Here is a 26,964-nt window from a genome sequence, read left to right as displayed (position 1 = left end):
TGGGGCCTCGGGTGCGGGTTGGCTCGGGGTGGGGTGCCGGGGCCCGCCGGGCGCGGGCCCCGGGGACGGGTGGACTTCGGGTGGGATGGGTGCCGGGGCCCGTTGGGTCGCTACCAGACGTCGCCGTCGCGCCAGTCCGCGGCGAGGGGCGCGGTCAGGTCCAGCGGGACGTCCGGGGTCGGCAGGACGTAGATGAAGCCGTCCTCGTCCGGGGTGGGTACGGTGCCGGCGGGGGACACGGCCGAGGAGGGGCCCTGCCAGAGCTGCCAGCCGCGGGCCGCGTAGAACTCCCCGGCCTCGTCCGCGGCGTCCAGCGCGCCCAGGTCGTACGCGCCGCGCACCATCCGCTCCAGTTCCGCCATCATCGCCGCGCCGTGGCCCCGCCCGCGGCGGTCCGCGCGTACGCCCACACCCTCGACGTACCCGCAGCGCAGGGCCCGTCCGCCGTACAGCATCCGCCGCTGCACCAGGGCGGCGTGGCCTATGAGCGCACCGTCCTCCCACACCAGAGCGTGCATGCCGCCCAGAGAGTGTTCCCAGTCCTCCTCGCTCATGTCCTCCTCGAAGACCTCACTGAGGAGGGCCCTGGCCGCCTTGAGCGTGGCGGCCGGCAGATCAGCGGTGTGCGCGATGTTTAACTCGATCATGCGTCTTATCCTCGCAGGGCGGTCCGGCCGGTGGCACGGTAATTTGCGAGGTCGCCGGCCGCTGGTACGCAGCGGGGACGCGCAGCGGCAGCGGGCGGTCCGGGGCGGTGGCGCGAGCCGTATCAGAGTCGCGTAAAGACCGGGGCCCAAGCCGCCACCTGGGTCTTTTGCCCTGTCCGGGGTCGGTAGGGTCGCCTCAGGTACAGCCCGGTGGGGGCGGCCTTCACGTAAGACAATGGGGCCATGGCACGCGGCAAGCTACGGATCTATCTCGGTGCGGCACCGGGCGTGGGCAAGACGTACTCGATGCTCTCCGAAGCGCACCGGCGCATGGAGCGCGGCACGGACGTGGTCGTGGCGTTCGTCGAGCACCACGGCAGGCCGCGCACCGAGGTCATGCTGCACGGGCTGGAGCAGATCCGGCGGGCGGAGCTGGAGTACCGCGGCAAGACCTTCACCGAGATGGACGTCGACGCGGTCCTGGAGCGCAGGCCCGCCGTCGCCCTGGTCGACGAACTCGCGCACACCAACATCCCCGGCTCGCGCAACACCAAGCGCTGGCAGGACATCGAGGAGCTGCTGGAAGCCGGGATCGATGTGATCTCCACGGTCAACATCCAGCACCTGGAATCACTCGGCGACGTCGTCGAATCGATAACGGGCGTACGGCAGCGGGAGACCGTCCCGGACGAGGTCGTCCGCCGGGCCGACCAGATCGAGCTGGTCGACATGTCTCCCCAGGCGCTGCGCCGACGCATGGCACACGGCAACATCTACAAGCCGGACCGGATCGACGCCGCCCTGTCCAACTACTTCCGCCCCGGCAACCTCACGGCCCTGCGCGAACTGGCGCTCCTGTGGGTGGCCGACCGGGTCGACGAGTACCTCCAGCAGTACCGCGCCGAGCACTCCATCCGCTCCACCTGGCAGGCCCGCGAGCGCATCGTCGTCGGCCTCACCGGCGGCCCCGAAGGCCGTACGCTCATCCGCCGCGCGGCCCGTATAGCGGCCAAGGGCTCGGGCAGCGAGGTGCTGGCCGTCTACATCGCCCGCAGCGACGGGCTGACCTCGGCCTCCCCCAAGGAACTGGCCGTGCAGCGCACCCTCGTGGAGGACCTGGGCGGCACCTTCCACCACGTCATAGGCGACGACATACCCAGCGCCCTGCTGGAGTTCGCCCGCGGCGTGAACGCCACCCAGATCGTGCTGGGCTCCAGCCGCCGCAAGACCTGGCAGTACATCTTCGGCCCCGGTGTGGGCGCCACCGTCGCCCGGGACTCCGGCCCCGACCTGGACGTCCACATCGTCACCCACGACGAGGTCGCCAAGGGCCGCGGGCTGCCCGTCGCCCGCGGCGCCCGCCTGGGCCGGGCCCGGATCGTCGCCGGCTGGCTCGTCGGCGTCGCCGGGCCCGCGCTGCTCTCGCTGCTGCTCACCACCCTCAACAACGGTCCCGGGCTGGCCAACGACGTCCTGCTCTTCCTCTTCCTGACCGTCCTGGCCGCGCTGCTGGGCGGACTGCTGCCGGCCCTGGCCGCCGCCGCGGCCGGCTCGATCCTGCTCAACTACTACTTCACCCCGCCCACCCACGAACTGACCGTCTACGACCCGAAGAACATCGTCGCCATCGTGATCTTCTTCGCGGTCGGCGTCTCGGTCGCCTCGGTCGTGGACCTGGCGGCCCGCCGCACCCACCAGGCGGCCCGGCTGCGCGCCGAGTCCCAGATCCTGTCCTTTCTGGCGGGCAGCGTGCTGCGCGGCGAGACCACGCTGGACGCGCTGCTGGAGCGGGTCCGGGAGACCTTCGCCATGGACTCGGTCGCCCTGCTGGAGCGCAACAGCGACGTCGAGCCCTGGACCTGCGCGGGCCGGGTGGGCGACCTCGCCAAGCCGTTGCGGCGCCCCGAGGACGCGGACGTGGACATGCCCGTCGGCGACCACATGGCGCTGGCGCTGTCCGGCCGGGTGCTGCCCGCCGAGGACCGCCGGGTGCTGGCCGCCTTCGCCGCCCAGGCCGCCGTCGTCCTGGACCGGCAGCGGCTGGTGGGAGAGGCCGAGCGGGCCCGCGAACTGGCCGAGGGCAACCGCATCCGTACGGCCCTGCTGGCCGCCGTCAGCCACGACCTGCGTACGCCGCTGGCGAGCATCAAGGCGTCCGTGACCTCCCTGCGCTCGGACGACGTCGCCTGGTCCCAGGAGGACGAGGCGGAACTGCTGGCCGGCATCGAGGCCGGCGCGGACCGCCTGGACCACCTGGTCGGCAACCTGCTGGACATGTCCCGGCTCCAGACGGGTACGGTCACCCCGCTCATCCGCGAGACCGACCTGGACGAGGTGGTGCCCATGGCACTGGGCGGCGTCCCCGAGGGCAGCGTCACCCTGGACATCCCCGAGGAAGTGCCGATCGTCGCCGTGGACCCCGGCCTGCTGGAGCGCTCGGTGGCCAACCTCGTGGAGAACGCCGTCAAGTACAGCCCGGACGGCGTTCCCGTGCTGGTCTCCGCCAGCGCCCTCGGGGACCGCGTCGAACTGCGCATCGTCGACCGCGGCCCCGGCGTGCCGGACAGCGCCAAGGACCGTATCTTCGAGCCGTTCCAGCGGTACGGCGACGCCCCGCGCGGCGCGGGCGTGGGCCTGGGCCTGGCCGTCGCCCGCGGCTTCGCCGAGGCCATGGGCGGTACGCTCGCCGCCGAGGACACCCCCGGCGGCGGCATGAGCATGGTCCTCACCCTGCGGGCCGCCGCCGGCCGGCCCCCGGCCCGGCCGGATCTCCCCGCCCAGGCCACGACATGAGCCGGGAGCCCCGCGGACGCCCCCGCCGTCCACGGCCGGAACCGGTCCCCCTGACATGACCCCGGTGCCCCACACGACGCACCCCAGACCCCACCCCGCGGGCCCGGCCCGGCGGGGACCCACCCCACGAGGAGAACGCCAGTGAACCGGGTGCTTGTGGTCGATGACGAGCCGCAGATCGTACGTGCCCTCGTGATCAACCTGAAGGCGCGCAAGTACGAGGTCGACGCTGCCCCCGACGGGGCCAGCGCCCTCAAGCTCGCCGCCGCCCGCCACCCCGACGTCATCGTCTTGGACCTGGGCCTGCCCGACATGGACGGCGTCGAGGTGATCAAGGGGCTGCGCGGCTGGACGCGGGTGCCGATCCTGGTGCTCTCCGCCCGGCAGACCTCCGACGAGAAGGTCGAGGCGCTGGACGCCGGCGCGGACGACTACGTCACCAAGCCGTTCGGCATGGACGAACTGCTGGCGCGGCTGCGGGCCGCCGTACGCCGGGCCGAGCCGACCGGGCCGGCCGACGACGCGGTGGTCGTGGAGACCGACGGCTTCACCGTCGACCTCGCCGCGAAGAAGGTCAACCGCGGCGGACGCGACGTACGGCTGACCCCGACCGAGTGGCACCTGCTGGAGGTGCTGGTGCGCAACACGGGCCGGCTGGTGAGCCAGAAGCAGCTCCTCCAGGAGGTGTGGGGGCCCTCGTACGGCACCGAGACCAATTACCTGCGCGTCTACATGGCGCAGTTGCGGCGCAAGCTGGAGGCCGACCCCTCGCACCCGAAGCACTTCATCACCGAGCCCGGGATGGGCTACCGCTTCGAACAGTGACCTGACGGCGGCCGGGACGGTCCCCGGCCGGGCGTGACAGCCGGGGCGGCCCCCGCCGGGCGTGGCGACCGGGCTCCGCGCCGTGATCCGGGCCCGCCCGCACCGGTACGCTGGGTTTATGAGTGCTGGGACCCGTTCCGACAAGCCGGCCGGCCGCTTCCGGCGGATGCTCGACAGGCTCTCCTCCTCCGAGGAGGAGCTGGAGTCGGCCGAGCTGCAGCAGGACGCGCAGGCGGCGGGCTGCACCCGCATATGCGACACCGACGACCGCCAGATCGTCAAGGTCACCGGCACGCTGCGGCATGTGACGCTGCGGCCCCGCGCCGGTGTCCCCGCGCTGGAGGCGGAGCTGTTCGACGGCTCCGCGCCCCTGGACGTGGTGTGGCTGGGACGGCGGTCCATCGTCGGCATAGAACCCGGCCGCAAACTCATCGCCTCGGGCCGGATCTCCATGAGCCACGGACGCCGGGTGCTGTTCAATCCGAAATACGAACTCCGACCACTCGGACAGGAGTAGCCGGTGACGGCCGACGACCGACCGACCCCACCGCCGGGCCCGGCGGGCACCCCGGTGGGCCCCCCACGGACCCCTCAGGACCAGGAGCGGGACCCTGACGGCAGAGCCGTCACCGAGGCCGCCCTGTTCGAGGCGTTCGGCGGCGTACGCGGCATGGTGGAGACCGTCCTCCCCGGCCTGCTGTTCGTCACCATCTACACGATCAACAAGGACCTGCACCTCTCGGCGATCGCCGCGCTCGGCGTCTCGCTGCTGCTGGTCGCCGTCCGCCTGGTGCGCCGGGACACGGTCAAGCACGCCTTCAGCGGTGTGTTCGGGGTGGCCTTCGGTGTGGCCTTCGCGATGTTCACGGGCAACGCCAAGGACTTCTACCTGCCCGGCATGCTCTACACGCTGGGTATGGGCGCCGCCTACATCGCCACGACGCTGGCGGGTGTGCCGCTGATGGGCCTGATCCTGGGCCCGATCTTCAAGGAGAACCTCTCCTGGCGCACCCGCAACCCGGGCCGCAAGAAGGCGTACGCCAAGGCGAGCTGGGCCTGGGGACTGATCCTGCTCGGCAAGTGCGCGATCCTCTTCCCGCTGTACTGGTGGGCGGACACCACGCACCTGGGCTGGGTGCTGGTGGCGCTGAAGATCCCGCCGTTCCTGCTCGCGGCCTATCTGACCTGGGTCTTCCTGGTGAAGGCGCCGCCGCCCATCGACGTCTTCGCCGAGATGGAGGAGCGGGAGAAGCGCGAAGAGCGGGAGAAGCACGAAGAGCGGGAGAAGCGCGAAGAGCAGGACAAGCGCGTGAACGCCGCCGAGCGGGAGCGCGGGCTCATGGACCGGGTGGCCGAGGAGCTGGCGCAGGACGTCACGGCACAGGCCGTCGCCGAGAGCGCGCGGGCGGCCGGCGAGCGGACGCGGAACGTGCCGCGGCACCGCCGCTGACCTCGGCCCGTACCGCCTCTTCGGCCCGTACCGCCTCTTCGTCCGTACGCTTCATAGGGCGAACACCGCAGGGCCCCGGGAACCGTATGAATGGTTCCCGGGGCCCTGCGGCATATGAGGCGTACGGACGGATCAGCCCGCCGTGCCCTCCCGGCGCACCGACAGCAGGTCCTCCAACTGCTCCTCGCGCGAGGGGGCCGCCACGAACAGCAGCTCGTCACCGGCCTCCAGCGCGTCCTCCTTGTTGGGGGTCAGTACGCGGGAGCCGCGGATGATCGTGACCAGGGAGGTGTCCTCCGGCCACTGGACGTCACCCACACGGGTGCCGGCCAGCGCCGCCTCCGGCGGCAGCGTCAGCTCGACCAGGTTGGCGTCGCCGTGGCTGAAGCGCAGCAGCCGTACGAGATCGCCGACGCTCACCGCCTCCTCCACCAACGCGGACATCAGACGCGGCGTGGAGACCGCGACGTCCACGCCCCACGATTCGTTGAACAGCCACTCGTTCTTGGGGTTGTTGACACGGGCGACGACCCGCGGGACCCCGTACTCGGTCTTGGCGAGCAGCGAGACGACGAGGTTGACCTTGTCGTCGCCGGTCGCCGCGATGACGACGTTGCAGCGCTGCAGCGCGGCCTCGTCCAGCGAGGTGATCTCGCAGGCGTCGGCCAGCAGCCACTCCGCCAGCGGTACCCGCTCCACCGAGATCGCCGTCGGCGCCTTGTCGATGAGCAGGATCTCGTGACCGTTCTCCAGCAGCTCGCCGGCGATGGAACGACCCACCGCGCCGGCACCCGCGATGGCGACCCTCATGCGTGCGCCTCCTCGGGACCCTCGGCGAACGCGGCCTCGACCTTCTCGACGTCGTCGGTGCGCATCATCACGTGTACGAGGTCGCCTTCCTGGAGCACGGTCTGCGACGTCGGCAGTATCGCCTCGCCCAGGCGGGTGAGGAAGGCCACCCGTACGCCGGTCTCCTCCTGCAACTTGCTGATCTTGTGGCCCACCCAGGCCGGGGAGGTGTGCACCTCGGCGAGCTGCACGCCGCCGCTGGGGTCGCGCCACAGCGGCTCGGCGCCCGACGGCAGCAGCCGGCGCAGCATCTGGTCCGCGGTCCAGCGGACCGTCGCCACGGTCGGGATGCCCAGGCGCTGGTAGACCTCCGCGCGGCGCGGGTCGTAGATGCGGGCGGCCACGTTCTCCACCCCGAACATCTCACGCGCCACCCGGGCCGCGATGATGTTGGAGTTGTCGCCGCTGCTGACGGCGGCGAACGCGCCGGCCTCCTCGATCCCCGCCTCGCGCAGGGTGTCCTGGTCGAAACCGACCCCGGTCACCCGGCGGCCTCCGAAGGAGGAGCCCAGGCGGCGGAAGGCGGTGGGGTCCTGGTCGACCACCGCGATCGTATGGCCCTGGCTCTCCAGGGTCTGTGCGAGCGCGGAACCCACGCGCCCGCACCCCATGATGACGATGTGCATCGGCCCCTACCTCGCACCTTTCCCTGTGCTCGACCCGACTGCTGCCACCGGCCGTCCGGGACCGGCTGTTCGGCGACCACGCTACCTTCCGTACGGGCCGCTGCATCCACGCCGACGGCCCGTACGGCCCTGTCGGGCGTTAAGAACGCGACAAGAGCGCATAAGTGTCAGGTAAGTTCCCTTGCGGAACGGCGCGAAAACTGTTCGCAATTGTTCGACAGCCGGGTTTCGGTAGCCGGACTTCGACAGCCGAGGTATTGACAGCCGGGTTTCGGCGACCGGGTTCCGAGGGCGGTGGTGGCTGTGACCGCGCGTGGGGCTCCTCACCGACGTACGGGCCGATCAAACAGCACCGGCGTACGTATTCCACTGCGCCGCCGGGCCGCGTACGGCACGCTACGGACGTGCCCAGCCTGCCTGCCCCGTCGCGTCCCCAGCCGGGACCGCCCGCCGCCCCGCACATGATCGTCTGCGGTGACGACGCCCTCGCCCACCGTCTGGCCGCCGAACTCCAGGACGTCTACCGCGAGCGGGTCACCCTGGTCGTCCCCTCGGCCCGGGTGCCGCACCGCCCCCGCATCCCCCCGCCCGTCCGCGGCCTGGGCCGGGCCCAGGCCCTGCTGGGCCGGGTCTCGGCCGCCATGGTCCGTACGGCCGCGGCCCCGCCCGACGCGCCCGGAACCGACCTGGACGACGGCGAGCCGCCCGAGGAACCCGTACGCGTCCTGGAGGCACCGGAAGCCGACGACGACGTGCTGGCCGAGGCCGGGATCGGAGCCGCCGGCGCGCTCGCGCTCGTCTACGACGACGACGAGACCAACATCCACGCGGCCTTACGGGCCCGCCGGCTCAACCCGCGGCTGCGGCTGGTCATCCGGCTCTACAACCGCAAACTCGGCCAGCACCTGGAGGAGCTGCTCGACCAGGCGGCGGCCGTCGGCGCCCCGGACGCCGAGGGCGTGGACGCCTCCACCACCGTGCTCTCCGACGCGGACACGGTCGCGCCCGCGCTGGCGGCCACCGCCGTGGCGGGCACCAGCAAGGTCATCGAGGCCGACGGGCTGCTGCTGCGGGCCGTGGAGCGCGGCGCCGCCGACCGGGCCACCCGCCCCGGGCTGTGCACCCTGGCCGTCCTGTCCGCCACCGCGGGCGATCCGGCCTCCCTCCCCACTGCCGCCGCCCCCGCGCCGCCCTCGCCGTACGCCCAGACATCCGGCGAGGAGCGCCCCTCGCTGCTGCCCGACGAGGACGAAGCCGTCGCGGCGGCAGCGGCCGGGCGCGGCGCCATCGTCCTGGAAACCGTCTCCTATCAGGGGCGGCCGATACGGTCCGGCGCCCTCGGGGGCCGCGGCGCGCCCCTGCGCTCGCTGTTCTCACGGCGGCTGCGCTGGTCGCTGGCCGGAGTCGTCGGCGCCGTCCTCGCCCTGGCCGTTGCTTCGTTCCTCACCACCGGCGACGCCCCGCTGCACGCCGCCTACCTCTCCCTGCTCGACCTCTTCGCCATCAACGACCCCGCGCTCGACGAACCGCCCTCCCGCAAGATCCTGCAACTGCTCTCCGGACTCACCGGCCTGCTGCTGCTCCCCGTCCTGGTGGCCGCGGCGCTGGAGGGGCTGGGCACCTTCCGCAACGCCTCCGCGCTGCGCCGCCCGCCACGCGGCCTGACCGGCCACGTCGTGCTGCTGGGGCTGGGCAAGGTGGGTACGCGGGTCCTGGCCCGGCTGCACGAGATGGGCATCCCGGTGGTGTGCGTCGAGGCCGACCCCGAGGCCCGCGGTATCGCGACGGCCCGGCGGCTGCGGGTGCCCACCGTCGTGGGGGACGTCACGCAGGAAGGCGTACTGGAGGCCGCCAAGATCGACCGGGCGCGGGTCCTGCTGGCGCTGACCAGCTCCGACACCACCAACCTGGAGGCCGCTCTTTACGCCCGCTCGGTCACGCCCCGGCTGCGGGTGACACTGCGGCTGTTCGACGACCGCTTCGCCACCGCCGTCTACCGCACCCTGCGCGCCGCCCATCCGCACGCCCTGACCCGCAGCCGCAGCGTCAGCTTCCTGTCCGCGCCCGCCTTCGCCGGCGCGATGGTGGGCCGGCAGATCCTGGGTGCCATACCGGTGGAGCGGCGGGTGCTGCTCTTCGCCCGTGTGGAGGTACGCGGGCACGCCGCCCTGGAAGGCCGTACGGTCGCCGAGGTCTTCCGGCCCGGACGGCTGCGCGTCCTGGCGGTGGACACCTCCGTCCCCGACGACACCGGCGCGGACTTCGGCGCGGACTCCGGAGCGAGCACCGGCGGGCACGCCCGGTCGCACGCCGGTGCGCACGCCGCACCCGCGTCACCCCCGGCGGGGGAGGAGCGGGCGTCCGCGTCCGCCCGCCTGGCCGGTGATCTCGGCCCCGGGTATGTCCTGCGGCCCCAGGACCGGGTGCTGCTGGCCGCCACCCGCCAGGGGCTGGGCGATCTGCTGGCCCGCAGACCGGGCCCGGCCGCCCGGACCAATGGGACCACCGGGGCCACCGGGCCCGCCCGGCAGGACGGATAGCAACGGGAAGACAGGACGCCCCGAGACCCCGCCCAGGCTCCGCCCGGACCCCGCCCGGACCCCGCCCGGACCCCGCCCGGACCCCCGATCCGGCCTCCGGACGGGTGTGTCCTGACCGCTCACCGTTAACAGGCCATCAGGAAAGCGTAAAGATTGCCGGGATCGGGCAATCCGCCGGACGCCGCACCCGGCCACCATCAACCGGGTCACCGGCAGCCCGCGGCGACCCGCCGGACCGGGCCGTGAGCCGGCCGGCGGCCCGGGGCGGCGACATCCCCGACGGGGGTGAGGATGTCGCCGCCCGCCCCGCCCTCCCGCACGCCACGACCACCGTCCGGGGCGGACCGGGGAGGGACGGCAAGGGCCGCGGGACGCGCCGAGCGGCGCGAAGTGACGAACAACGCTCCCCGCCGGCGCGCCCCCGCCACCGCCCCTTCGCGCATACGGGCCAAGCGGGCGGTACGCCGTTACACCGTGGCCGCCCCTGTGGGTGGCGGGTGGGCGCGGGCCTTGACGAAGGCTTAGCATCCTCTGCGTGTCCAAACTGACCGACCTGCCCAAACGGATCTTGATCGGGCGCGCTCTGCGCAGCGACAAGCTGGGGGAGACCCTCCTTCCCAAGCGCATCGCACTCCCCGTCTTCGCCTCCGACCCGCTGTCCTCCGTGGCCTACGCGCCCGGCGAGGTACTGCTCGTCCTGTCCGTCGCGGGTGTGTCGGCGTACCACTTCAGCCCATGGATCGCGGTCGCGGTCGTGGTGCTGATGTTCACGGTCGTGGCGTCCTACCGGCAGAACGTGCACGCCTACCCGAGCGGCGGCGGCGACTACGAGGTGGCCACCACCAACCTCGGGCCCAAGGCGGGTCTGACCGTCGCCAGCGCCCTGCTGGTCGACTACGTCCTGACGGTCGCCGTCTCCATCTCCTCCGGGGTGGAGAACCTGGGCTCGGCCATCCCCTTCGTCGTCGAGCACAAGACGCTGTGCGCGATCGGCATCATCCTGCTGCTGACGCTGATGAACCTGCGCGGCGTCAAGGAGTCCGGGAAGCTCTTCGCCATCCCGACGTACGTCTTCGTCGCCGGCGTCTTCATCATGATCGTCTGGGGTGCGGCCCGCGGCCTGGTCATGGGCGAGACGATGAAGGCCCCCACCGCGGACTTCACCATCCACGCCGAACAGGGCGGCCTGGCCGGCTTCGCGCTGGTCTTCCTGCTGCTGCGCGCCTTCTCCTCCGGCTGTGCGGCGCTCACCGGCGTCGAGGCCATCAGCAACGGCGTCCCGGCCTTCCGCAAGCCCAAGTCCAAGAACGCCGCCACCACGCTCGCCCTCATGGGCGGCCTGGCCGTCACGATGTTCTGCGGCATCATCGCCCTGGCCATGGCCACGCACGTCAAGATGGCCGAGACCCCGGCCACGGACCTGCTGCGCGACGGCACCCCGGTCGGCGCCGGCTACACCCAGGACCCGGTGATCTCCCAGGTCGCCGCCGCCGTCTTCGGTGACGGCACGTTCCTGTTCATCGTGCTGGCCGCGGCCACCGCGCTGGTCCTCTTCCTGGCCGCCAACACCGCGTACAACGGCTTCCCGCTGCTCGGCTCGATCCTGGCCCAGGACCGCTACCTGCCGCGCCAGCTCCACACCCGCGGCGACCGGCTGGCCTTCTCCAACGGCATCGTGCTGCTCGCGGGCGCCGCCGCCATACTCGTCTACATCTACGGCGCCGACTCCACCCGCCTCATCCAGCTCTACATCGTCGGCGTCTTCGTCTCCTTCACCCTCAGCCAGATCGGCATGGTCCGGCACTGGAACCGCCACCTGCTGACCGAGAAGGACCCGGCCCAGCGCCGCCGTATGCACCGCTCGCGGACCATCAACGCCTTCGGCGGCTTCTTCACCGGGCTCGTCCTGGTGGTCGTCCTGCTGACGAAGTTCACCCACGGCGCCTGGGTGGCCCTCCTGGGCATGGTCATCTTCTACGTGACGATGACCGCGATCCGCCGGCACTACGACCGGGTCGCCGAGGAGATCGCCGCCGAGGACTTCCCCGGCGACGAGGTCGTACGTCCCTCCCGGGTGCACTCCATCGTCCTGGTCTCCAAGGTGCACAAGCCCACCCTGCGCGCCCTGAACTACGCCAAGCTGATGCGCTCGGACGCCCTCGAAGCCGTCAGCGTCGACGTGGACCCCGCCGAGACCAAGGCCCTCAAGGAGGAGTGGGAGCGCCGCGGCATCGAGGTCCCCCTGAAGGTCCTCGCCTCTCCCTACCGCGAGATCACCCGCCCCATCATCGACTACGTCAAGTCCCTGCGCCGCGAAAGCCCGCGCGACGCCGTCTCGGTCTACATCCCCGAGTACGTCGTCGGCCACTGGTACGAGCACCTGCTCCACAACCAGAGCGCCCTGCGCCTGAAGGGCCGGCTGCTCTTCACACCCGGCGTGATGGTCACCTCCGTCCCCTGGCAGCTCGACTCCTCCGAGGCCGCCAAGAAGCGCGCCCGCAAGCGGGCCGAGTGGAACGCGCCGGGCGCCGTACGCCGCGGCCCGGTCGCCGCGCCGAAGAAGGAAAAGGCCGCCACCAAGCGCTGACCGCCGCCGCGTCGGGCCCGGCTCCTGGCCACCACCAGGACCGGGCCCGACGCGTGCCCGTCCCGACACGCCCCCGCCACCCCGTAGACTAGAGGGCTGCCCCTCTCTCCCCCTCCCCCTCCAGGAGCCCTCCCGCCATGCAGACAGAACCGAAGAAGTCGCTGGTAGGCGAGGAGTACGAGGTCGAGGTCGGCCCCGTCGCGCACGGCGGCCACTGCGTCGCCCGTACGGATGAGGGCCAGGTCCTGTTCGTACGGCACGCCCTGCCCGGCGAACGCGTCGTGGTCCGCGTCACCGAAGGCGAGGAGGGCGCCCGCTTCCTGCGCGCCGACGCCGTCGAGATCCGCACCCCCTCCAAGGACCGCGTCCAGGCCCCTGCCCCTTCTCCGGCCCCGGCAGGTGCGGCGGCTGCGACTGGCAGCACGCGGCGCCCGGCGCGCAGCGCCGCCTGAAGGCCGACGTCATCGCCGAGCAGCTCTCCCGGCTGGCCGGCCTCACCCCCGAGCAGGCCAACTGGGACGGCACCGTCGAACCGGCCCCGGGCGACAAGGTCCCCAAGGGAGAGGTCCCGGCCTGGCGCACCCGCGTCCAGTACGCCATCAACACCGACGGCCGTGTGGGCCTGCGCAAACACCGCTCCCACGACATCCAGCCCATCGACCACTGCCTGATCGCCGCCCCCGGTGTCTCGGAACTCGGCGTCGAAAAGCGCGACTGGCCCCAGATGGCCACCGTCGAGGCCATCGCCGCCACCGGCTCCCACGACCGCCAGGTCATTTTGACCCCCCCCCGGCGGTCGCCTGCCCATCGTCGACCTCGACAAGCCCGTCTCCGTCCTGCGCGTCAACGAGAAGGACGGCGGCGTCCACCGCGTCCACGGCCGCCCCTTCGTACGCGAACGCGCCGCCGACCGCACCTGGCGGGTCGGCAACGGCGGCTTCTGGCAGATCCACCCCAAGGCCGCCGACGTCCTGGTCGAAGCCGTCATGCAGGGCCTGATGCCCAAAAAGGGCGACATGGCCCTGGACCTCTACTGCGGCGTCGGCCTCTTCGCGGGCGCCCTGGCCGACCGGGTCGGCGAAAAGGGCGCCGTCCTGGGCATCGAGTCCGGCAAGCGCGCCGTGGAGGACGCCCGCCACAACCTCGCCGACCTCGACCGCGTACGCATCGAACACGGCAAGGTTGAACAGATCCTCCCCCGCACCGGCATCGACCGCGTCGACCTCATCGTCCTGGACCCGCCCCGCGCCGGCGCCGGCAAACAAACCGTCCACCACCTCGCCACCCTCGGCGCCCGCCGCATCGCCTACGTAGCCTGCGACCCCGCCGCCCTGGCCCGCGACCTCACCCACTTCCGCACCGCCGGCTACACCCGCGCCGCCTCCGCGCCTTCGACCTCTTCCCGATGACGCATCACGTGGAGTGCGTGGCGATCCTTGAGCCGACCGCTAAGGGCTCCTGACCTGCGGTTTTGCGGGTGCGCATTAGGTGCGGTGTGGGCGTTACGGGCGATGTCTCGACGCTGACATGGCGCTTGTGACGCTCATGCACGCTCGTCCTGACGGGGTGTCAGGCGCTTGTGCCACCAGTTGAGCGTGGCCCCTCAGGGTGCTCTCGGCGTCAGGAGTTCTGCTTCCGGCGCCGTGAGCGGAGGTACGCGGCCCCCATGGCAAGGGCCGGCAAGGTGAAAGCAGGGGCCACGCCTCTGTGGTGCCGCCCTGCCTGTATGGGATCGCCCAGGTTGTTGCGGGCCTGGAAGGTGAACTGCCGGGTGGAGAGGTCGGTCAGGGAAGCCTGCAGTTGCGCGGGACCGTGGATCAAGGTGCTCAGCAGGTGCAGAGCCGTCTGGGCGGCTTGTTCTCCGGAAAGCGTTTCCAGGACGAGGTCCTGCATGACGTCCCGAAGGGTGCCGTGCAGGGCGGTGGACAGTTTCAGTTCGGGATTGAGGCAGCGCACCGATCCTTCGATGTTGGCGACCGACTTGCCGACGACGGAGGTCAGCGGAGTGATCTGGATGCCGCGCCGGGAGGAGTAGCGCAGCAGGGTCATCAGGGCGACGCCGAAGTTGAGTTCTGCCAGGGACGCGTCGGTCCAGTGGGGGACGATCCTGCTGATGTCCTGGATGAACGCCGAGGGATTGCTCCACGGTGTGGCGGTACCGAGGTTCACCCATTGGCGGGCCATGGCCGCCCCGTCGTTCTGCGCCAGGGCGAGGAAGACGCCCAGGGTGGCGATGCTGGTACCGCGGTCGATTCTTCCGACCATGCCCCAGTCGATGAGGTGGGCTTTGCCTTCGGAGCTGATGATGATGTTGCCCGGGTGGGGGTCGGCATGGAAGCGGCGGTCCAGAAAGTAGCCGCGGAACATGAACTCCATCAACTGGTAGGAGATCGCCTTGCGCTGCTTCTTGCCGAGCTCGTCGGGCTTGACGCGGTTGACAGGGGTTCCCTCTGCGAAGGTCTGCACCAGTACCCGGGGGTGGCGGCCAAGGCTTTGGGGACGCAGACCCGCTTGAATCCCTTGGCGGCTCTGCGGGCGTCCTTCATGTTCCGGGCTTCTTTGGTGAAGTCCAGCTCGTCTTGCATGACGGTGAACAGGACTTTCAGCATGGCGCTCACGTCAACGACTTCGTTGAAGTGAGGCGCCGCCTTGCCGAACAGGCGGACGGCCGTCGTCAGGACCGACATGTCGCCGAGAACAGCTTCGCGGGCTTCCGGCCGCTGCACTTTGATGACACACGGCCTGCCGCCGGCATCCACCGCCTTGTACACCTGAGCCAGTGAGGCCGATCCGAGGGGCTCTTCCGTCCGGATCTCTTTGAAGCCCGTCCGCCAGTCGGGTCCGAGGTCTTGCTTGAGTACGTTCTCGAAGCGCGTGAACGGCTCGACCCGAGCCCGGTCATTGAGGTTTTCCAGTTCGTCCCGGATGTATTGCGGAACGAAGTCGGGACGGGTGGCGAGCATCTGGCCGATCTTGATGTACAGGGGCCCCAGTTCCTCCAGCGTGTGGCGGATGCCTTGGGCTCTTCCCAGCTTGGCGGCTTCCGGTGCCGGGCGCCTCCCGGGATGTCCGCTGCGCGAACGCACCGCCCGAGCGGCCTCGGTGGCGGTGATCCGAGACACGATGCGGGCGGTACGACGGGTACGCCCCATGGGCGTGCTTCCTCCCCGCGGGCGTATGCCGCTGTGTTGAGCCGGTACTACCGGTCGGCTGCGTTGTCCTTGCGGTGATCGGCGACGGTCGAGGTGAGCGTGGAGACCTGTTGGGTCAGCCGACCCACCTGCTCGGCGAGAGCTTCGATGTGGCGTTGGTTCCGCTTCGCCCGCGCCTTGGCTCCGTTCTTCTTTTTCTTGGTACGAAGGACCGTGTTGACCCCTTTTCGCGCGTCTTTGTCCATGCGCTCGACGCCGCGTACCATCCTGTCGAGGACGTTTTTCTTCTTCGCCATGCCGCACCTTTCTCATGCGTGTATCCGGGTGCGTGGAAACCTGTGAATATCGAATGTCGCGCTGTCTTGGTTGGTTTCCCGCTGGTGCACGGGCTGCGCCTGAAGCATCATCGATGACAAATTCTTCGAAATCGCGCATCGGGCGGTGAACGGCGCCGGCCGCTGTCGTTGTCGATGGAAAATTGCCGCGGCGCAGGTGCCGCGACTGTCTCCTGTCTGTTCGACGCCCGCGTTCCCCGACGTTAACGCGGTCGGTCGGCATGGCGTCAACAGCGCCTTTCGGAAAGGCAGGAAAGTGCCCCTTCCGGTCTTTTGATGGTCCGCGACAACGGCCACAGCATGTGGCGCGTGCATCTGCCGTTTCGCGGCGAGCATTCCGGGAGAGTACTTCAGGTCGCGCCTGGGACGGTGGGGTGGCGAGCTCACGTCTGACGTCGATGCGACATGAGATTTCACGTGAGGCATTCTGTGTCCTGTCTGACTGATCTGGTGAGCCTTTTTGGCCACTACGGGGGCGCATGGGAAAGTGGCAAGGAATCCGCGGTGCGCCGAGCGTCACGGTCGCTCTGTCTTCGCGCTCCTGTGCGCTGCCCGCGCGCCTTCACTGCCTTTAACCGGCGAATTACCGGAGTGCTTTCCTCGTTCCCGGGTACAGCGGATGGAGGTTTGATTCCTCGATTCCGAAGGGTGTAAGGCATATGCCTGAAGTGGACATCATCTCGGGAAGCGTGAGCGTATTTCTGCGAGGCGGGCCGCCGACGCTGCCGCAGACTTTCTGCATCGCCGACGCCGTGGTTGCGGACAGCTCCCGACTGGTGATCGCTCATCGCGGGCGCAATGAGCACTTCGCATTCACCGGCAAGTTCAAAAACCTGGAGGGTACGGCGATGCCGGTCGCCGAATGGGGTTACAGCACCGCAATCGCCGAGTGAGGAAGCTGCTCGCAGTTGGTCGTCTCGCAGCCGATCAACGCCTTTCGATACTGCTCAGAGCATTGCGGTGCCCTGCTGTGAGGGCTCGTGCCGACCGTCCGTCAGATTCCGAGCAGTCCGGCGGCGCGCAGTTTTTCTGTGATCGAGAAAGGAAGGTTCCATAGATGATGGGTAACAGGGCGGCCGAGCCGATCGCGGTGATCGGGGCAGGGTGCCGGTACCCCGGGGGCGCGCATTCGCTGGAGGCGCTGGAGGAGTTGCTCTACGCGGGGCGCGAGACGGTGGGTGAAGTCCCCGCCGACCGGTGGACCCAGGCGGACCTGGCCGTCCTTCCGCCGGCAGTGGCCGACCGTATGCGGTGGGGATGTTTCCTCGACGGTGACGTGTACGCGTACGAGCCCGAGTTCTTCGGCGTCAACGCGCAGGAAGCCGCCTGGGTGGACCCGCAGCAGCGACTGCTGTGGGAGGTGTCGTGGGAGGCGCTGGAGCACGCGGGCATCCCTCCGCTGTCCCTGGCCGGCAGCCGGACAGGGTTGTTCTTCGGGCTCTACAGCCGGGACTACCTGCTGCGCAGCCAGCGGCCGCTGGCTGACAGCGAGCCGTACGCCTTGTACGCGAACAGCGACAGCATCGGCATGGGCCGCCTGGCGTTCCTGCTGGATGTACGCGGGCCCCAGGTGCCTTTTGAGATGGCCTGCGCCTCCGGTCTGGCCGGAGTGCACCTGGCGTGCCAGAGCCTGCGGGCCGGGGAGGCCGACCTCGCCCTCGCGGGCGGGGTGATCTTGCATTTGCTGCCGGAGACCACGGCCGCCATGGCGCACTGGCTGGCGTTCTCGCCGACCGGCCGGTGCTGCGCTTTCGACGCCGCGGCCAACGGTTATGTGCGCGGCGAAGGCTGCGGCGTCGTGGTGCTCAAGCGGTACCGGGACGCCGTCCGCGACGGTGACCGGATACTGGCGGTGTCACGGGGATCGGCGATCAACCAGAACGGCCGGGACACCCGCCTGACAGCGCCGTCGATGCGGGCGCAGCAAGCGGTGTACCGACAGGCGCTGCAGCGGGCCGGGGTCGCGGGGCACGAGGTCGGCCTGATCGAGGCACACGGAACCGGCACAGCGGTCGGTGATCCGATCGAGTTCGCCGCGTTGGCCTCGGTCTACGGTGCCGGGGACAGCGGCTGCGCCCTGGGCGCGGTGAAGACCAACCTCGGGCACGCGGAACCGGCCGCCGGGATCGCTGGGCTGCTGAAAGTGATCGCCACCCTGCGACACGGTCTCGTTCCTCCCACCCTGAACTTCTCCCGGTGGAACCCGCAGATCGATGCAGAGGGCGCACGGCTGTTCGTGCCGACGCAGACGGTGCCCTGGCCGGTGCCGGGCCCGGCACCGCGGCTGGCCGCCGTATCAGCCTTCGGAATCAGCGGCAGCAACGCGCACATGCTCGTCGAGCAGGCTCCGGCCGCCCGGTCCGTCACCCGCACGCGCTCCGCCCTGCCGCGTAGCCCGCGGATCCGCATCACCGGCCCCGATGATGTGAAGAACCGGATAGTCCTGCTGTCCGGCGGGACCCATGAGGCGGTACGTGCCGGGGCGGCGCGCCTGGCGGGCTGGCTGGAGGGGCCAGGCGCGGACGTCGCCCTGGAGGACATCGCCTACACGCTGTCCGCGTGCCGCTCGCACAGCCGCTGCCGCGCCGGCGTTGTGGCCGGCTCCCATCGGCAACTCGTCGCCACGCTCCGGGCGTGCGCGCGAGGCGATACGGCGACGGGATTGGTGGAAGGCACGTCCCTGTCCGACACCGGGCCGGGCCCGGTGTGGGTGTTCTCGGGACACGGCTCACAGTGGGCCGGCATGGGCCGCGGCCTGCTCGACCGGGACCGTGGCTTCACTGCCGCCATCGACGAGCTGGAGCCACTGATCGCCGCCGAGTCCGGCTTCTCCGTGCGTGAAGCGCTGCTGGCGCCGCAGGTCGTGACCGGTGCGGACACCGTGCAGCCCGTCCTCTTCGCCATGCAGATGGGTATCGCCGCGATGTGGCGCGAGCGAGGCGTGCGACCGGCCGCCGTCATCGGCCACTCGATGGGGGAGGTGGCCGCCGCCGTCACCGCCGGCGCCTTGAACACCCAGGACGGAGTCAAGATCATCTGCCGCCGGTCGCGACTGGCCCTGCAGACCCCGGGCTCGGGCGCCATGGCTTCGGTCCTGCTCCCACACGAGCGAGTGGCCGCGGACATCACCTCCAGCGGTATCGAGTCGGTCGAGACGGCCGTGCTCGCCTCCCCGAGCACCACGGTGGTGGGCGGTGACACCGACCGGGTACGGGAGCTGATCGCGTACTGGGAGCAGCGCGATGTCACGGCCCGCCTGGTCGAGGTCGACTACGCCTCGCACACCCGCCACATGGACCCGATCCTGGGAGAGCTCACCCACGCTCTGCGCGATGTCGTACCACGTCCCGCCACCGTCCCGTTCTACTCGACCGTCCTGCCCGACCCGCGCGCCCGGATCTCCATGGACGCCGACTACTGGGCCGCCAACCTGCGCCAGACCGTCCAGTTCGCACCCGCCCTCAAGGCGCTGGCCGACGACGGACACCGGCTGTTCATGGAAATCTCCCCCCACCCACTGCTGACCTCCGCCATCCAGGAGACGTTGCACGACGCAGGGCCCAGCGATGTCGCAGTGCTCGCCTCGATGAGCAAGGAAGCCCACTCGCCGCAAGCCTTCACCATGCGGCTCTGCGCGCTGCACTGCGCGGGCCACCCGCTGCCGTGGGAAGGCCTGCAGAGCCATGGCACTTTCACCGAGCTGCCCGCCACCTCCTGGGACCGGCACCACTACGAGGTCACCCGCTACGCCCGGCCCGGCGCACTCGCGCAGTCAGTTCCTTCGGAACATCCCCTGCTCGGCGTCCACCTGGCCGACCCGGTACGGGACGGCACGCACTACTGGCAATCCCGGATCGACGTCGAAGGCATCCCCTGGCTCCAGGACCACCAGGTCGACGGCACCTGCGTCCTGCCCGCCACCGCCATGATCGAGATGGCACTGGGCGCAGCCGTCGACCTGTTCTCCACCGAACCGGCCGGCGTGCGCCTGGAGGACATCGACCTGCGGCACCTGCTGCCGCTGACCGAAGCGGCCGAGGTCACGTGCAGTGCACGCAAGGACGGCGATGATTCCGCCCGGTGGGAGATGGGCGTATCGAGCGGTCAGGGGATGTACACCGTCCATGCCACCGCCCGGCTGCGCCGCATCGCGGCGCAGCCGCCCCAGCAGGACATCGACCAGTTGGCGGCCCGGCATTCCCATAAGGTCGCGGTGGAAAAGGTGTACGAACGTTTCCGGGGTGACTTCCGATTGGAGCACGGCCCGGCCTTCGCCGGTCTGATCACGGTCCGGCACCGCGGCGGCCCCCGCCCCATGAGTCTGCTCGCCGAGATCTGCCTGCCCGACGCGGCGCGCCAGCATGTGCGGGACCTGCACTCGCACCCGGTGACCATCGACATCTGCGGCCAGGCGGGCATCGCGGCCTGGTTGATGGCCTGCGGCCTTGACTCAGGCATGCTGCTTCCCGTGCGTCTGGCCACCGTCGCCGTTCACGGTGACACGGCGCAGGGCTGCTACTGCCACGTACGGCTGGAGCAAGCCGGAGATGAGGCGTGCACGGCTCATATCGACCTCCTCGACGAGAAGGGACACGTCTTGGCGCAGATGCGCGGCCTGGAGTTCGTCCGACGCCCCGCTCAGTCGCCGGAAGACACCTTCAACAGCCGTCTGCTCCAGACACGGTGGGTCCCCGCGCCGCTGCCCACGGCCACCCCGTCACCTCCGGTGACTGGTTGGTGCTTGACGCCTCGGGAACCGGCAGTGCCGCGCGGGACCTGGCTGAAGCCCTGGGGGCTCAGGGCAGCGCCTCCACCGTCGCCGGACCGAGCGCGTCGGACGAGGAGCAGGGGGCGCAGCACGGACCCCTCAACTCCCTGCTCAACAGCGTGACGAGGGACAGCACCCGTCCAAACAGTGTTGTGGTGATGTTCTCGACTGCTCAGGACAGCAGCGCGGACTCAGCCCCCGACCACGCCCGGCAGGCCGTCGGCCACCTCCTGAACAAGATCGTCAAGCCGCTGCTGCGCGACGAGCACACCTTCCCGCCGCGCCTGTGGGTCATCACCCGCGGCGCGCAGCGTGTACGCCCCGACGATGTCCCGGACCTGGGGCAAGCGGGGGTCCGCGGGTTGATGCGTACCCTCAGCTACGAGCATCCCGAGTTGCACCCGACCACGGTGGACATCGAAGCCGGCACCCCTGCCGCGGTGTTGGCGCGCGAACTGCCGGCCTGTCCCACCGAGCAGGACGACATCGCCTACCGCGACGGTCAGCGGTACATGGCGCGGCCGGCGACCGAGCCGCTGGGAGACGACGACCTGCGTCACACCGTGGTCGACCGGGCCCGCGACGCCCTCACCCTCGACCTGGAGCGCCACGGCGACCTCAGCTCCTTCCGGTTCGTCGCCGAACGGCGCCGCCCGCCGGCCCCCGGAGAAGTGGAGATCCGTGTACAGGAGACGGGCCTGAGCTTCATCAACGTGCTCAAGGCTCTCGGCGTCTACGACCGTTTCCGCGCACCGGGCGACGGGCCGACGTGCGACACATTCGAGTGCGCCGGAGTCATCACCGCAGTGGGCGAGGGCGTCACCGGCCGGCAGATCGGTGACCGGGTCGCGGCCTGGGTCCTCGGCAGCGCCATCGGCTCCTTCGCCCGCACCCGCGCCGGCCTGACCCTGCCCGTACCCGGCACCATGGGTCTGGCAGATGCCGCCGCGCTGCCCTTCGCCTACCTCACCGCTCAGTACGCGCTGCACCACCTCGCCCGGCTGTGCCCCGGCGAAACCGTCCTGGTCCACACCGCCAGCGGAGCAACCGGTCTCGCCCTCATCCATCTCGCCCAATCCCGTGGGGCCCATGTCCTGGCCACCGCGGGCACCCCGGGTAAACGCGCATTCGTACGGCGCCGGGGCGTACGCCACGTGATGGACTCCCGCTCCCTGGACTTCGCCGACCAAGTACGCGACCTCACCCAGGGGCGTGGGGCGGACGTCGTCATCAACACCCTCACCGGGCCCGCCCAGAGCGCGAGCCTGGACCTGCTCGCCCCGTACGGCCGGTTCATCGAACTAGGCAAACAGGATATCTACGCCAATACGCGGCTCGGGCTCCTGCCCTTCCGCCGCGGCATCACCTTCAGCAGTGTCGACATCCTGGCGGTAGGCCGGCACAACCCCCGGCTCGCGGAGACATTGTGCACGCAAGTCGCCGACGCGCTGCACCACGATGCTCTGACTCTGCTGCCGGTGACCACCTATCCGATCGAGGACGCCGCGGCAGCCTTCCGCACCATGGCCGCAGCCCAGCACACCGGCAAGCTGGTCCTCACCTGGCCCGAACAGGGCAGCATCACCGTTCCCGTCCGGCCGCACGACGCAGCCGTCGTCCGCGAGGACGGCAGCTACATCATCACCGGCGGTCTGGGCGGCCTGGGGCTGCTCGCCGCCCGCTGGCTCGCCCACAACGGCGCCCCGCACATCGTGCTGACCGGCCGTTCCCGCCCGGGCCGTCATGCCAAGCGGGTGATCGGGGACCTGCGGGCCGCCGGAACTCGCATTGACATAGTGCAAGGAGACATCGCCGACCCGGCCACCGCGCCCCGTCTCGTAGCGACCGCGGCCACCGACGGGCACCGGTTGCGTGGCGTCCTGCACTGCGCAGCCGTCGTCGAAGATGCCACCGCCGCACGCATCACCGATGACCTGCTCAACCGCGTCTGGCGGCCCAAGGTGGACGGTGCCTGGCACCTGCACCACGCCACCCTGGACGCGGACCTCGACTGGTGGGTCGGCTTCTCGTCCGTCGCCTCGGTCCTGGGCAGCCCCGGCCAGGGCGCGTATACCGCCGCCAACGCCTGGCTCGACGAATTCATCACCTGGCGTCGCGCCCAGGGCCTGCCCGCAACCGGGATCAACTGGGGCCCCTGGGCCCGGTACGGCCGCGGCAGTGGCCTGGAGGAACGCGGCCACATCATGATCGAACCTGATGACGGCATCGCCGCACTGGAACAGATCCTGCGCCACGACCGTTCCCGGACCGGATACAGCCCGCTGGACATCGACCACTGGCTCGCCTCCTACTCGCAGACCGCGGCGCTGGACTACTTCGCCGATCTGACCGGCATGGCCCACGGTCCGCGGAGCGCCCCCGGCACTTCCGACGGTGTGCTGGCCGTCCTGCAGGAAGCACCGGAGGACGAACGTCGCACGCTGTTGCGGGACCGGACTGCCCAGCACATCGCCGACGTGCTGGCTCTGGACCGGGAACGCTGCGGCCCCGACGCCTCCCTGACCCTGCTGGGCCTGGACTCCCTGCGCGCCGTGGAAATCCGCAACCGGCTGCAGCGCGAACTGCAGCTCACCTTCCCGCAGACGGCGCTGTGGACCCACCCCACCGTCGCGGCGCTGAGCGACTACCTCCTGGGCCGGCTCGCCGAGCAGCACGGCCTCGCCACCACATCGGCGGTCTGAAAGCCGCGCGCAGGGGACGGCGGGGACGATGCGTCCATAAAAGGAGTACGACGGATGGCCGAAGCAGACAGCCCAGGTCGCCCGGACGACACCCGCGCCCCGGCACGACAGGAGGAAACCCGGTGCCGGTCGTCGTCGGCCGGCACCACCACGACGGACCTGGTACCGAGCGGACCCGGGGCCGGGAACCGCTCGTATCGCACCGGCCCGCCGACAGCCGGGCCCGGGGACCTGCCCGCTGCGGGCCGGACACCGCGGACGTCGGAACCTGGCTGCTGACCACGATCGCGGACTCTTGGCTCGAAGACCCCTTGGCGCACCGGATCGGTCAGGCGCTGGAGGACCGCGGCGGACGCTGCACCATCCTCGGCAGGAGGGCGGTCATCGGACAGCTCACCGGGGCGAGGGGCGTCATCGCCGTCGCCCCGCCCCCGTATGGCCCGGCACCGGGTCGTACGGGGGCCGGCTAGGACCGCGGACTCGCGCGATGGCTGACCCGGCTGCTCCGTCACCTGCCCGACCTTCCGGGTACACCCCCCGACTGTACGTCGTGACCCGTGGCCATCACGGCGCACCGCACGACACCACGCAGCCGGCCGCCGACCAGCGACTCGCCGGCCTGGTGCGCATGATCAACAGTCGCTGTCCGCGCCTGCGAACTGCACACGTCCACCTCGACGACGTCGCAGGTCCGCGAGACATCGCTGCACATGTCCTGGCGGACACCATGAACGAAGAACCGAACACCTGGCCCGATGACCTCCGCCGTACCGGCCGATCGTGGCAGCAAGGACCCGTACCGTGACAAACCTCGGGCACTCACCGGTCCCTCCACCCTGCCCGTGCCGCGGAGGCCGACGCCGGTCTCGGACCCGCGGGTTCCCTGGCCGGTGGCCGATGCGACACCTTTCCGGTTACGCGTCATGTGGAGTGGGGGTGATCCTCGAACGAGCCGCAAAGGCCTCCTGGCGCCTGCGGTTTGCCGGAGAGCAACTGCCGTGCCGGCTGCCGACTCGGCCCGTGGACCGCGGTGGTCGCCGAGTGCAGGATGAGCAGGGCGAGCGGTACGCCGTCGGTGGGGTTGCTCGGCGGCTTCTGGGGGCGGGGCGTGAAGTGGGTGGGGCGGCTCGGGCGGTGGGGGAGGCGTGTGGCGCGGACGTGGGGTGCCGGGGTGGCTGTTGGTGTCACCGTGGCTGTGTTGGTGATGGCGAATCTGGTCGACAATCGGTGGGCGCCGTCGTTCGGGGGGCTGACCGCCGTCGTGGTCTGTGTGCTGTTGTTGGGGTGCTGTTCCGGGCCGGAGGTACCTGGGCGGATGCGGGGCTGGGTGCGGCATCGCTCAAGCGCGGCGCGCGCTGGGCGGTGGTGCTGGTCGGGCTGGTCGGTGTGGGGTACGCGGCGGCGGCGCTGCTGCCGGTGACCCGGGGGCTGTTCGCGGACGAGCGGTACGGCGGGCTGACCGGTGGGCAGGTGGCGTTACGTGTCCTGGTGACGGTGCCGGTCGGGACGGTGCTGCTGGAGGAGGTCGCCTTTCGGGGGGTGCTGTACGGCCTGGTGCGCCGGGTTCGGGGCGTGGTGTGGGCGACGGCCGTGTCGAGTGTGTTGTTCGGGGTGTGGCACGTGCTGCCGTCGCTGGGGCTGGCGACCGACAAGCCTGCTCTGACGCCGGTGTTCGGCCGTTCCGCGCTCGGTGCGACGGTCGCCGTGGTGGCGGCGGTGCTGTTCACCGGGGCGGCGGGCGTGCTCTTTTGCGAGTTGCGTCGCCGTAGCGGGAGTCTGCTGGCGCCCATGGGTCTGCATTGGGCGGTCAACGCGTTCGGCTACCTGGCCGGGTTCCTGCTGCGGTGAGCGGGTGGGGCGGGCGGCGGGCAGGTGAGTTGCCCGGGCCGCTCGCGGGAGTGGGGCGTATGTGGTCACTTGGGTCACTTGTCGGCCGCGATGATGTCTTTGAGGTGGTCGAGGTCCTGTGCGGTGACGTCCGGGGGCCGTATGACGGCGTTCCAGGCGTCCACGTACTCGGTGGTGTAGGTGTGACCGTGGCCGCCCGGAACGCCGGTGGCGAAGGGAAGGTCCGCGGTGACCTGCCAGAAGGTGACCAGCGGCAGCCACGTCATCTGTTCGAGTACGTCGTCGCCCGGGTGCTGGCCGATCCAGTCCGGTTCGCGGTAGACCAGGCGTGGACTCCACCAGACGATCGGGTCGGAGGGGTGCATGAGGTACAGGACGCGGCTTCCGTTCCAGGGCCGGTCCGCCGGCGGGATCTTCGCGGCGGGGTCGTTGGCGAACCGGACGGTCCGCCCGTCCTTGTAGACGGGCTGGACCTCGGGGCTGCCCGCGTCACGGCGGTCGCTGAACTCCCGGAAGAGCGTGTTGAAGTTCGGAGGGCCGGCGAACAGGGTTCCCGCGGTGCGGTTGCGCAGGTCGTACTCCCCGCTGAAAGCGGTCTCGCCGCCGAAGGACCCCAGGCTCTCCCCGGCGACGAACAGCCGGGGGCGGTGGCCGGAGGGCAGTTCGGACCAGGTGTCGTACACGGCGTCGAAGAGGGCACGGCCCGCCTCACGGGCCTTGGACTGGTCGACCAGGTAGGAGAGCCACGACGGGAGGTAGGAGTACTGGATCGCGACGCTGGCACAGTCGCCGCCGCTGAGGTACTCGAAGGTGTCCACCGCGGCGGGGTCGACCCAGCCGCTGCCGGTCGTCGTCACCACGAGCAGGTTCTGACGCCGGAAACCGCCCTGACGGGTCAGGTCGGCGACCGCCTGGGCGGCACGGGACTCCGTGTCCTTGGACGACGCCAGTCCGGCGTATGAGCGGACCGGTTCCTTCGCCGGGCGGCCGGTGAACTTCCCGATGGCGGCCGTCGAGGGACCGGTGCCGGTGAAGTTGCGCCCCTGCATGCCCAGCGAGTCCCACGGTACGAGCGAGCCCGGCCCGCCCGAGCGCAGGGTCGTCGTGGGCTGGTGCGCCCCTTCTTCGGTCGTCGTATCGCGTAGCGAGAACGTTTCGTTGGCGAGATTGACGAGGCCGTCGAGCAGCAGTCCGGTGACGGTCGCCCAGACCAGGGCGGCGACCACGGTCCAGCCGACGGCGGATGCGGCGCGCGGCCCGATCCGGCGCCTGAGCAGGCGCGCGAGCCGGCGGTAGAGGCCACGGACGCCGCGCGCGGCCAGCAGGAGGAGCCAGAAGACCAGCGCCGCGATGAGAGGTGACACCGCGGCGAGCGGGACGTTGTAGTCGGTCACCCCCGTCAGCCGGCGGATCTGGTACTGCCAGTACTGGCCGACGCCGAAGACGAGGCCGAAGGCGATGACCGCGCCGAGCAGGAAGACGGTCCAGGACCTGCGCCGCGCAGGGCGCGGCTCCCGGTCGGCGAACGCGCGCCACACCCATGCGGCCAGCACCCCGGCCGCGTAGCCGAGGGCCGCGTCGATGCCGCAGATCAGGCCCTGCAGGATGCCACCGCGCGGGAGCAGCGAGGGGGTGAAGGAGAGACACGCGAACAACAGCGCACCCCAGCACCCGGGGAGGGTGAGGGACAACAGCCACCGGCGCCGACGGGACTTCGGTGACGGGCCGGAACCATCGGCCGCCGCGGTGTCCGCAGGAGGTGACGGGCCGGCCGATGACCCCGGTGTGTTTTCCGTCATGGCCACCTCCGTCCGGAAGAGCTCACCAGGACGGCACCACACA

The 26,964-nt window shown here is 70.7% G+C and carries 18 protein-coding genes and 1 pseudogene; 12 read left to right on the top strand and 7 right to left on the bottom strand.

Annotated features, from left to right (window positions below; all coding sequences use genetic code 11):
- Positions 1–110: 110 nt before the first annotated feature.
- Complete coding sequence (locus KGS77_RS07930; protein ID WP_242579787.1) at positions 111–647, bottom strand: GNAT family N-acetyltransferase; 537 nt, start codon at positions 645–647, stop codon at positions 111–113.
- Positions 648–890: 243 nt separating this feature from the next.
- On the opposite strand from KGS77_RS07930, the gene KGS77_RS07925 reads away from it, so the two are divergent.
- From KGS77_RS07925 to KGS77_RS07910, 4 genes are all read left to right on the top strand, one after another.
- Complete coding sequence (locus KGS77_RS07925) at positions 891–3,440, top strand: DUF4118 domain-containing protein (protein WP_242579785.1); 2,550 nt, start codon at positions 891–893, stop codon at positions 3,438–3,440.
- A gap of 141 nt (positions 3,441–3,581) precedes the next feature.
- A complete protein-coding gene (locus KGS77_RS07920; protein ID WP_242579783.1) occupies positions 3,582–4,265 on the top strand; it encodes a response regulator in 684 nt (227 codons plus the stop codon).
- 118 nt (positions 4,266–4,383) lie between these two features.
- Positions 4,384–4,782: an OB-fold nucleic acid binding domain-containing protein gene (locus KGS77_RS07915; protein WP_242579781.1), complete on the top strand. Its 399-nt coding sequence runs from the start codon at positions 4,384–4,386 to the stop codon at positions 4,780–4,782.
- A gap of 54 nt (positions 4,783–4,836) precedes the next feature.
- Entirely contained in the window at positions 4,837–5,715 is an 879-nt protein-coding gene (locus KGS77_RS07910; protein ID WP_242587348.1) for a DUF3159 domain-containing protein, read from the top strand.
- Between the two features lie 132 nt (positions 5,716–5,847).
- Here the strand turns inward: KGS77_RS07910 and KGS77_RS07905 are convergent, their stop codons facing one another.
- Together KGS77_RS07905 and KGS77_RS07900 are read right to left on the bottom strand one after the other, a co-directional pair.
- Positions 5,848–6,525: a TrkA family potassium uptake protein gene (locus tag KGS77_RS07905; protein ID WP_242579779.1), complete on the bottom strand. Its 678-nt coding sequence runs from the start codon at positions 6,523–6,525 to the stop codon at positions 5,848–5,850.
- On the bottom strand, positions 6,522–7,190 hold the full coding sequence (locus KGS77_RS07900; RefSeq protein ID WP_242579777.1) for a TrkA family potassium uptake protein: 669 nt from the start codon (positions 7,188–7,190) through the stop codon (positions 6,522–6,524). The genes KGS77_RS07905 and KGS77_RS07900 overlap by 4 nt, the downstream gene beginning before the upstream one ends.
- A gap of 461 nt (positions 7,191–7,651) precedes the next feature.
- Here KGS77_RS07900 and KGS77_RS07895 point away from each other — a divergent pair, with 461 nt between their 5' ends.
- The 3 genes and pseudogenes from KGS77_RS07895 (at position 7,652) to KGS77_RS07885 (ending at position 13,779) form a co-directional block, all read left to right on the top strand.
- Entirely contained in the window at positions 7,652–9,730 is a 2,079-nt protein-coding gene (locus KGS77_RS07895; RefSeq protein ID WP_242587347.1) for an NAD(P)-binding protein, read from the top strand.
- A 535-nt stretch (positions 9,731–10,265) separates the two neighbouring features.
- On the top strand, positions 10,266–12,317 hold the full coding sequence (locus tag KGS77_RS07890; protein WP_242579774.1) for an APC family permease: 2,052 nt from the start codon (positions 10,266–10,268) through the stop codon (positions 12,315–12,317).
- Between the two features lie 137 nt (positions 12,318–12,454).
- Positions 12,455–13,779, top strand: a pseudogene (locus tag KGS77_RS07885) (class I SAM-dependent RNA methyltransferase).
- A gap of 158 nt (positions 13,780–13,937) precedes the next feature.
- Here KGS77_RS07885 and KGS77_RS34595 read toward each other — a convergent pair.
- The 3 genes from KGS77_RS34595 to KGS77_RS07875 are packed head-to-tail and all read right to left on the bottom strand — an operon-like array spanning position 13,938 to position 15,765.
- Positions 13,938–14,783 (bottom strand): AarF/UbiB family protein, encoded by an 846-nt coding sequence (locus KGS77_RS34595; RefSeq protein ID WP_277994202.1) that lies wholly within the window; start codon positions 14,781–14,783, stop codon positions 13,938–13,940.
- Positions 14,693–15,469: an AarF/UbiB family protein gene (locus tag KGS77_RS34590; protein ID WP_277994201.1), complete on the bottom strand. Its 777-nt coding sequence runs from the start codon at positions 15,467–15,469 to the stop codon at positions 14,693–14,695. Before KGS77_RS34590 ends, KGS77_RS34595 begins: the two co-directional genes overlap by 91 nt.
- Before the next feature lie 47 nt (positions 15,470–15,516).
- Positions 15,517–15,765, bottom strand: a complete 249-nt coding sequence (locus KGS77_RS07875) for a hypothetical protein (protein ID WP_242579772.1) — start codon at positions 15,763–15,765, stop codon at positions 15,517–15,519.
- Positions 15,766–16,463: 698 nt separating this feature from the next.
- On the opposite strand from KGS77_RS07875, the gene KGS77_RS07870 reads away from it, so the two are divergent.
- The 5 genes from KGS77_RS07870 (at position 16,464) to KGS77_RS07850 (ending at position 25,122) form a co-directional block, all read left to right on the top strand.
- Positions 16,464–16,697, top strand: coding sequence for a DUF5988 family protein (locus KGS77_RS07870; protein WP_242579770.1), 234 nt, complete (start codon positions 16,464–16,466; stop codon positions 16,695–16,697).
- Positions 16,698–16,861: 164 nt separating this feature from the next.
- Complete coding sequence (locus tag KGS77_RS07865) at positions 16,862–20,695, top strand: type I polyketide synthase (protein ID WP_242579769.1); 3,834 nt, start codon at positions 16,862–16,864, stop codon at positions 20,693–20,695.
- A gap of 35 nt (positions 20,696–20,730) precedes the next feature.
- Positions 20,731–23,274, top strand: a complete 2,544-nt coding sequence (locus tag KGS77_RS07860) for an SDR family NAD(P)-dependent oxidoreductase (protein ID WP_347404453.1) — start codon at positions 20,731–20,733, stop codon at positions 23,272–23,274.
- Positions 23,275–23,396: 122 nt separating this feature from the next.
- The gene (locus tag KGS77_RS07855; protein WP_242579767.1) at positions 23,397–23,744 is read left to right on the top strand and encodes a hypothetical protein; all 348 of its coding nucleotides are present in this window, start codon (positions 23,397–23,399) and stop codon (positions 23,742–23,744) included.
- An 814-nt stretch (positions 23,745–24,558) separates the two neighbouring features.
- Positions 24,559–25,122, top strand: coding sequence for a CPBP family intramembrane glutamic endopeptidase (locus tag KGS77_RS07850; RefSeq protein ID WP_242579765.1), 564 nt, complete (start codon positions 24,559–24,561; stop codon positions 25,120–25,122).
- A 74-nt stretch (positions 25,123–25,196) separates the two neighbouring features.
- Here the strand turns inward: KGS77_RS07850 and KGS77_RS07845 are convergent, their stop codons facing one another.
- Positions 25,197–26,921 carry an alpha/beta-hydrolase family protein gene (locus KGS77_RS07845; protein WP_242579762.1) on the bottom strand — a complete coding sequence of 575 codons (1,725 nt, stop codon included), beginning with the start codon at positions 26,919–26,921 and terminating at the stop codon, positions 25,197–25,199.
- Positions 26,922–26,964 lie beyond the last annotated feature (43 nt).

Origin of the sequence: Streptomyces sp. MST-110588, assembly GCF_022695595.1 — a bacterium.
In the GTDB taxonomy this organism is placed as follows: domain Bacteria; phylum Actinomycetota; class Actinomycetes; order Streptomycetales; family Streptomycetaceae; genus Streptomyces.
Note: the sequence above shows the minus strand (reverse complement) of the source record. Positions and strands in the feature narration are given on the sequence as shown.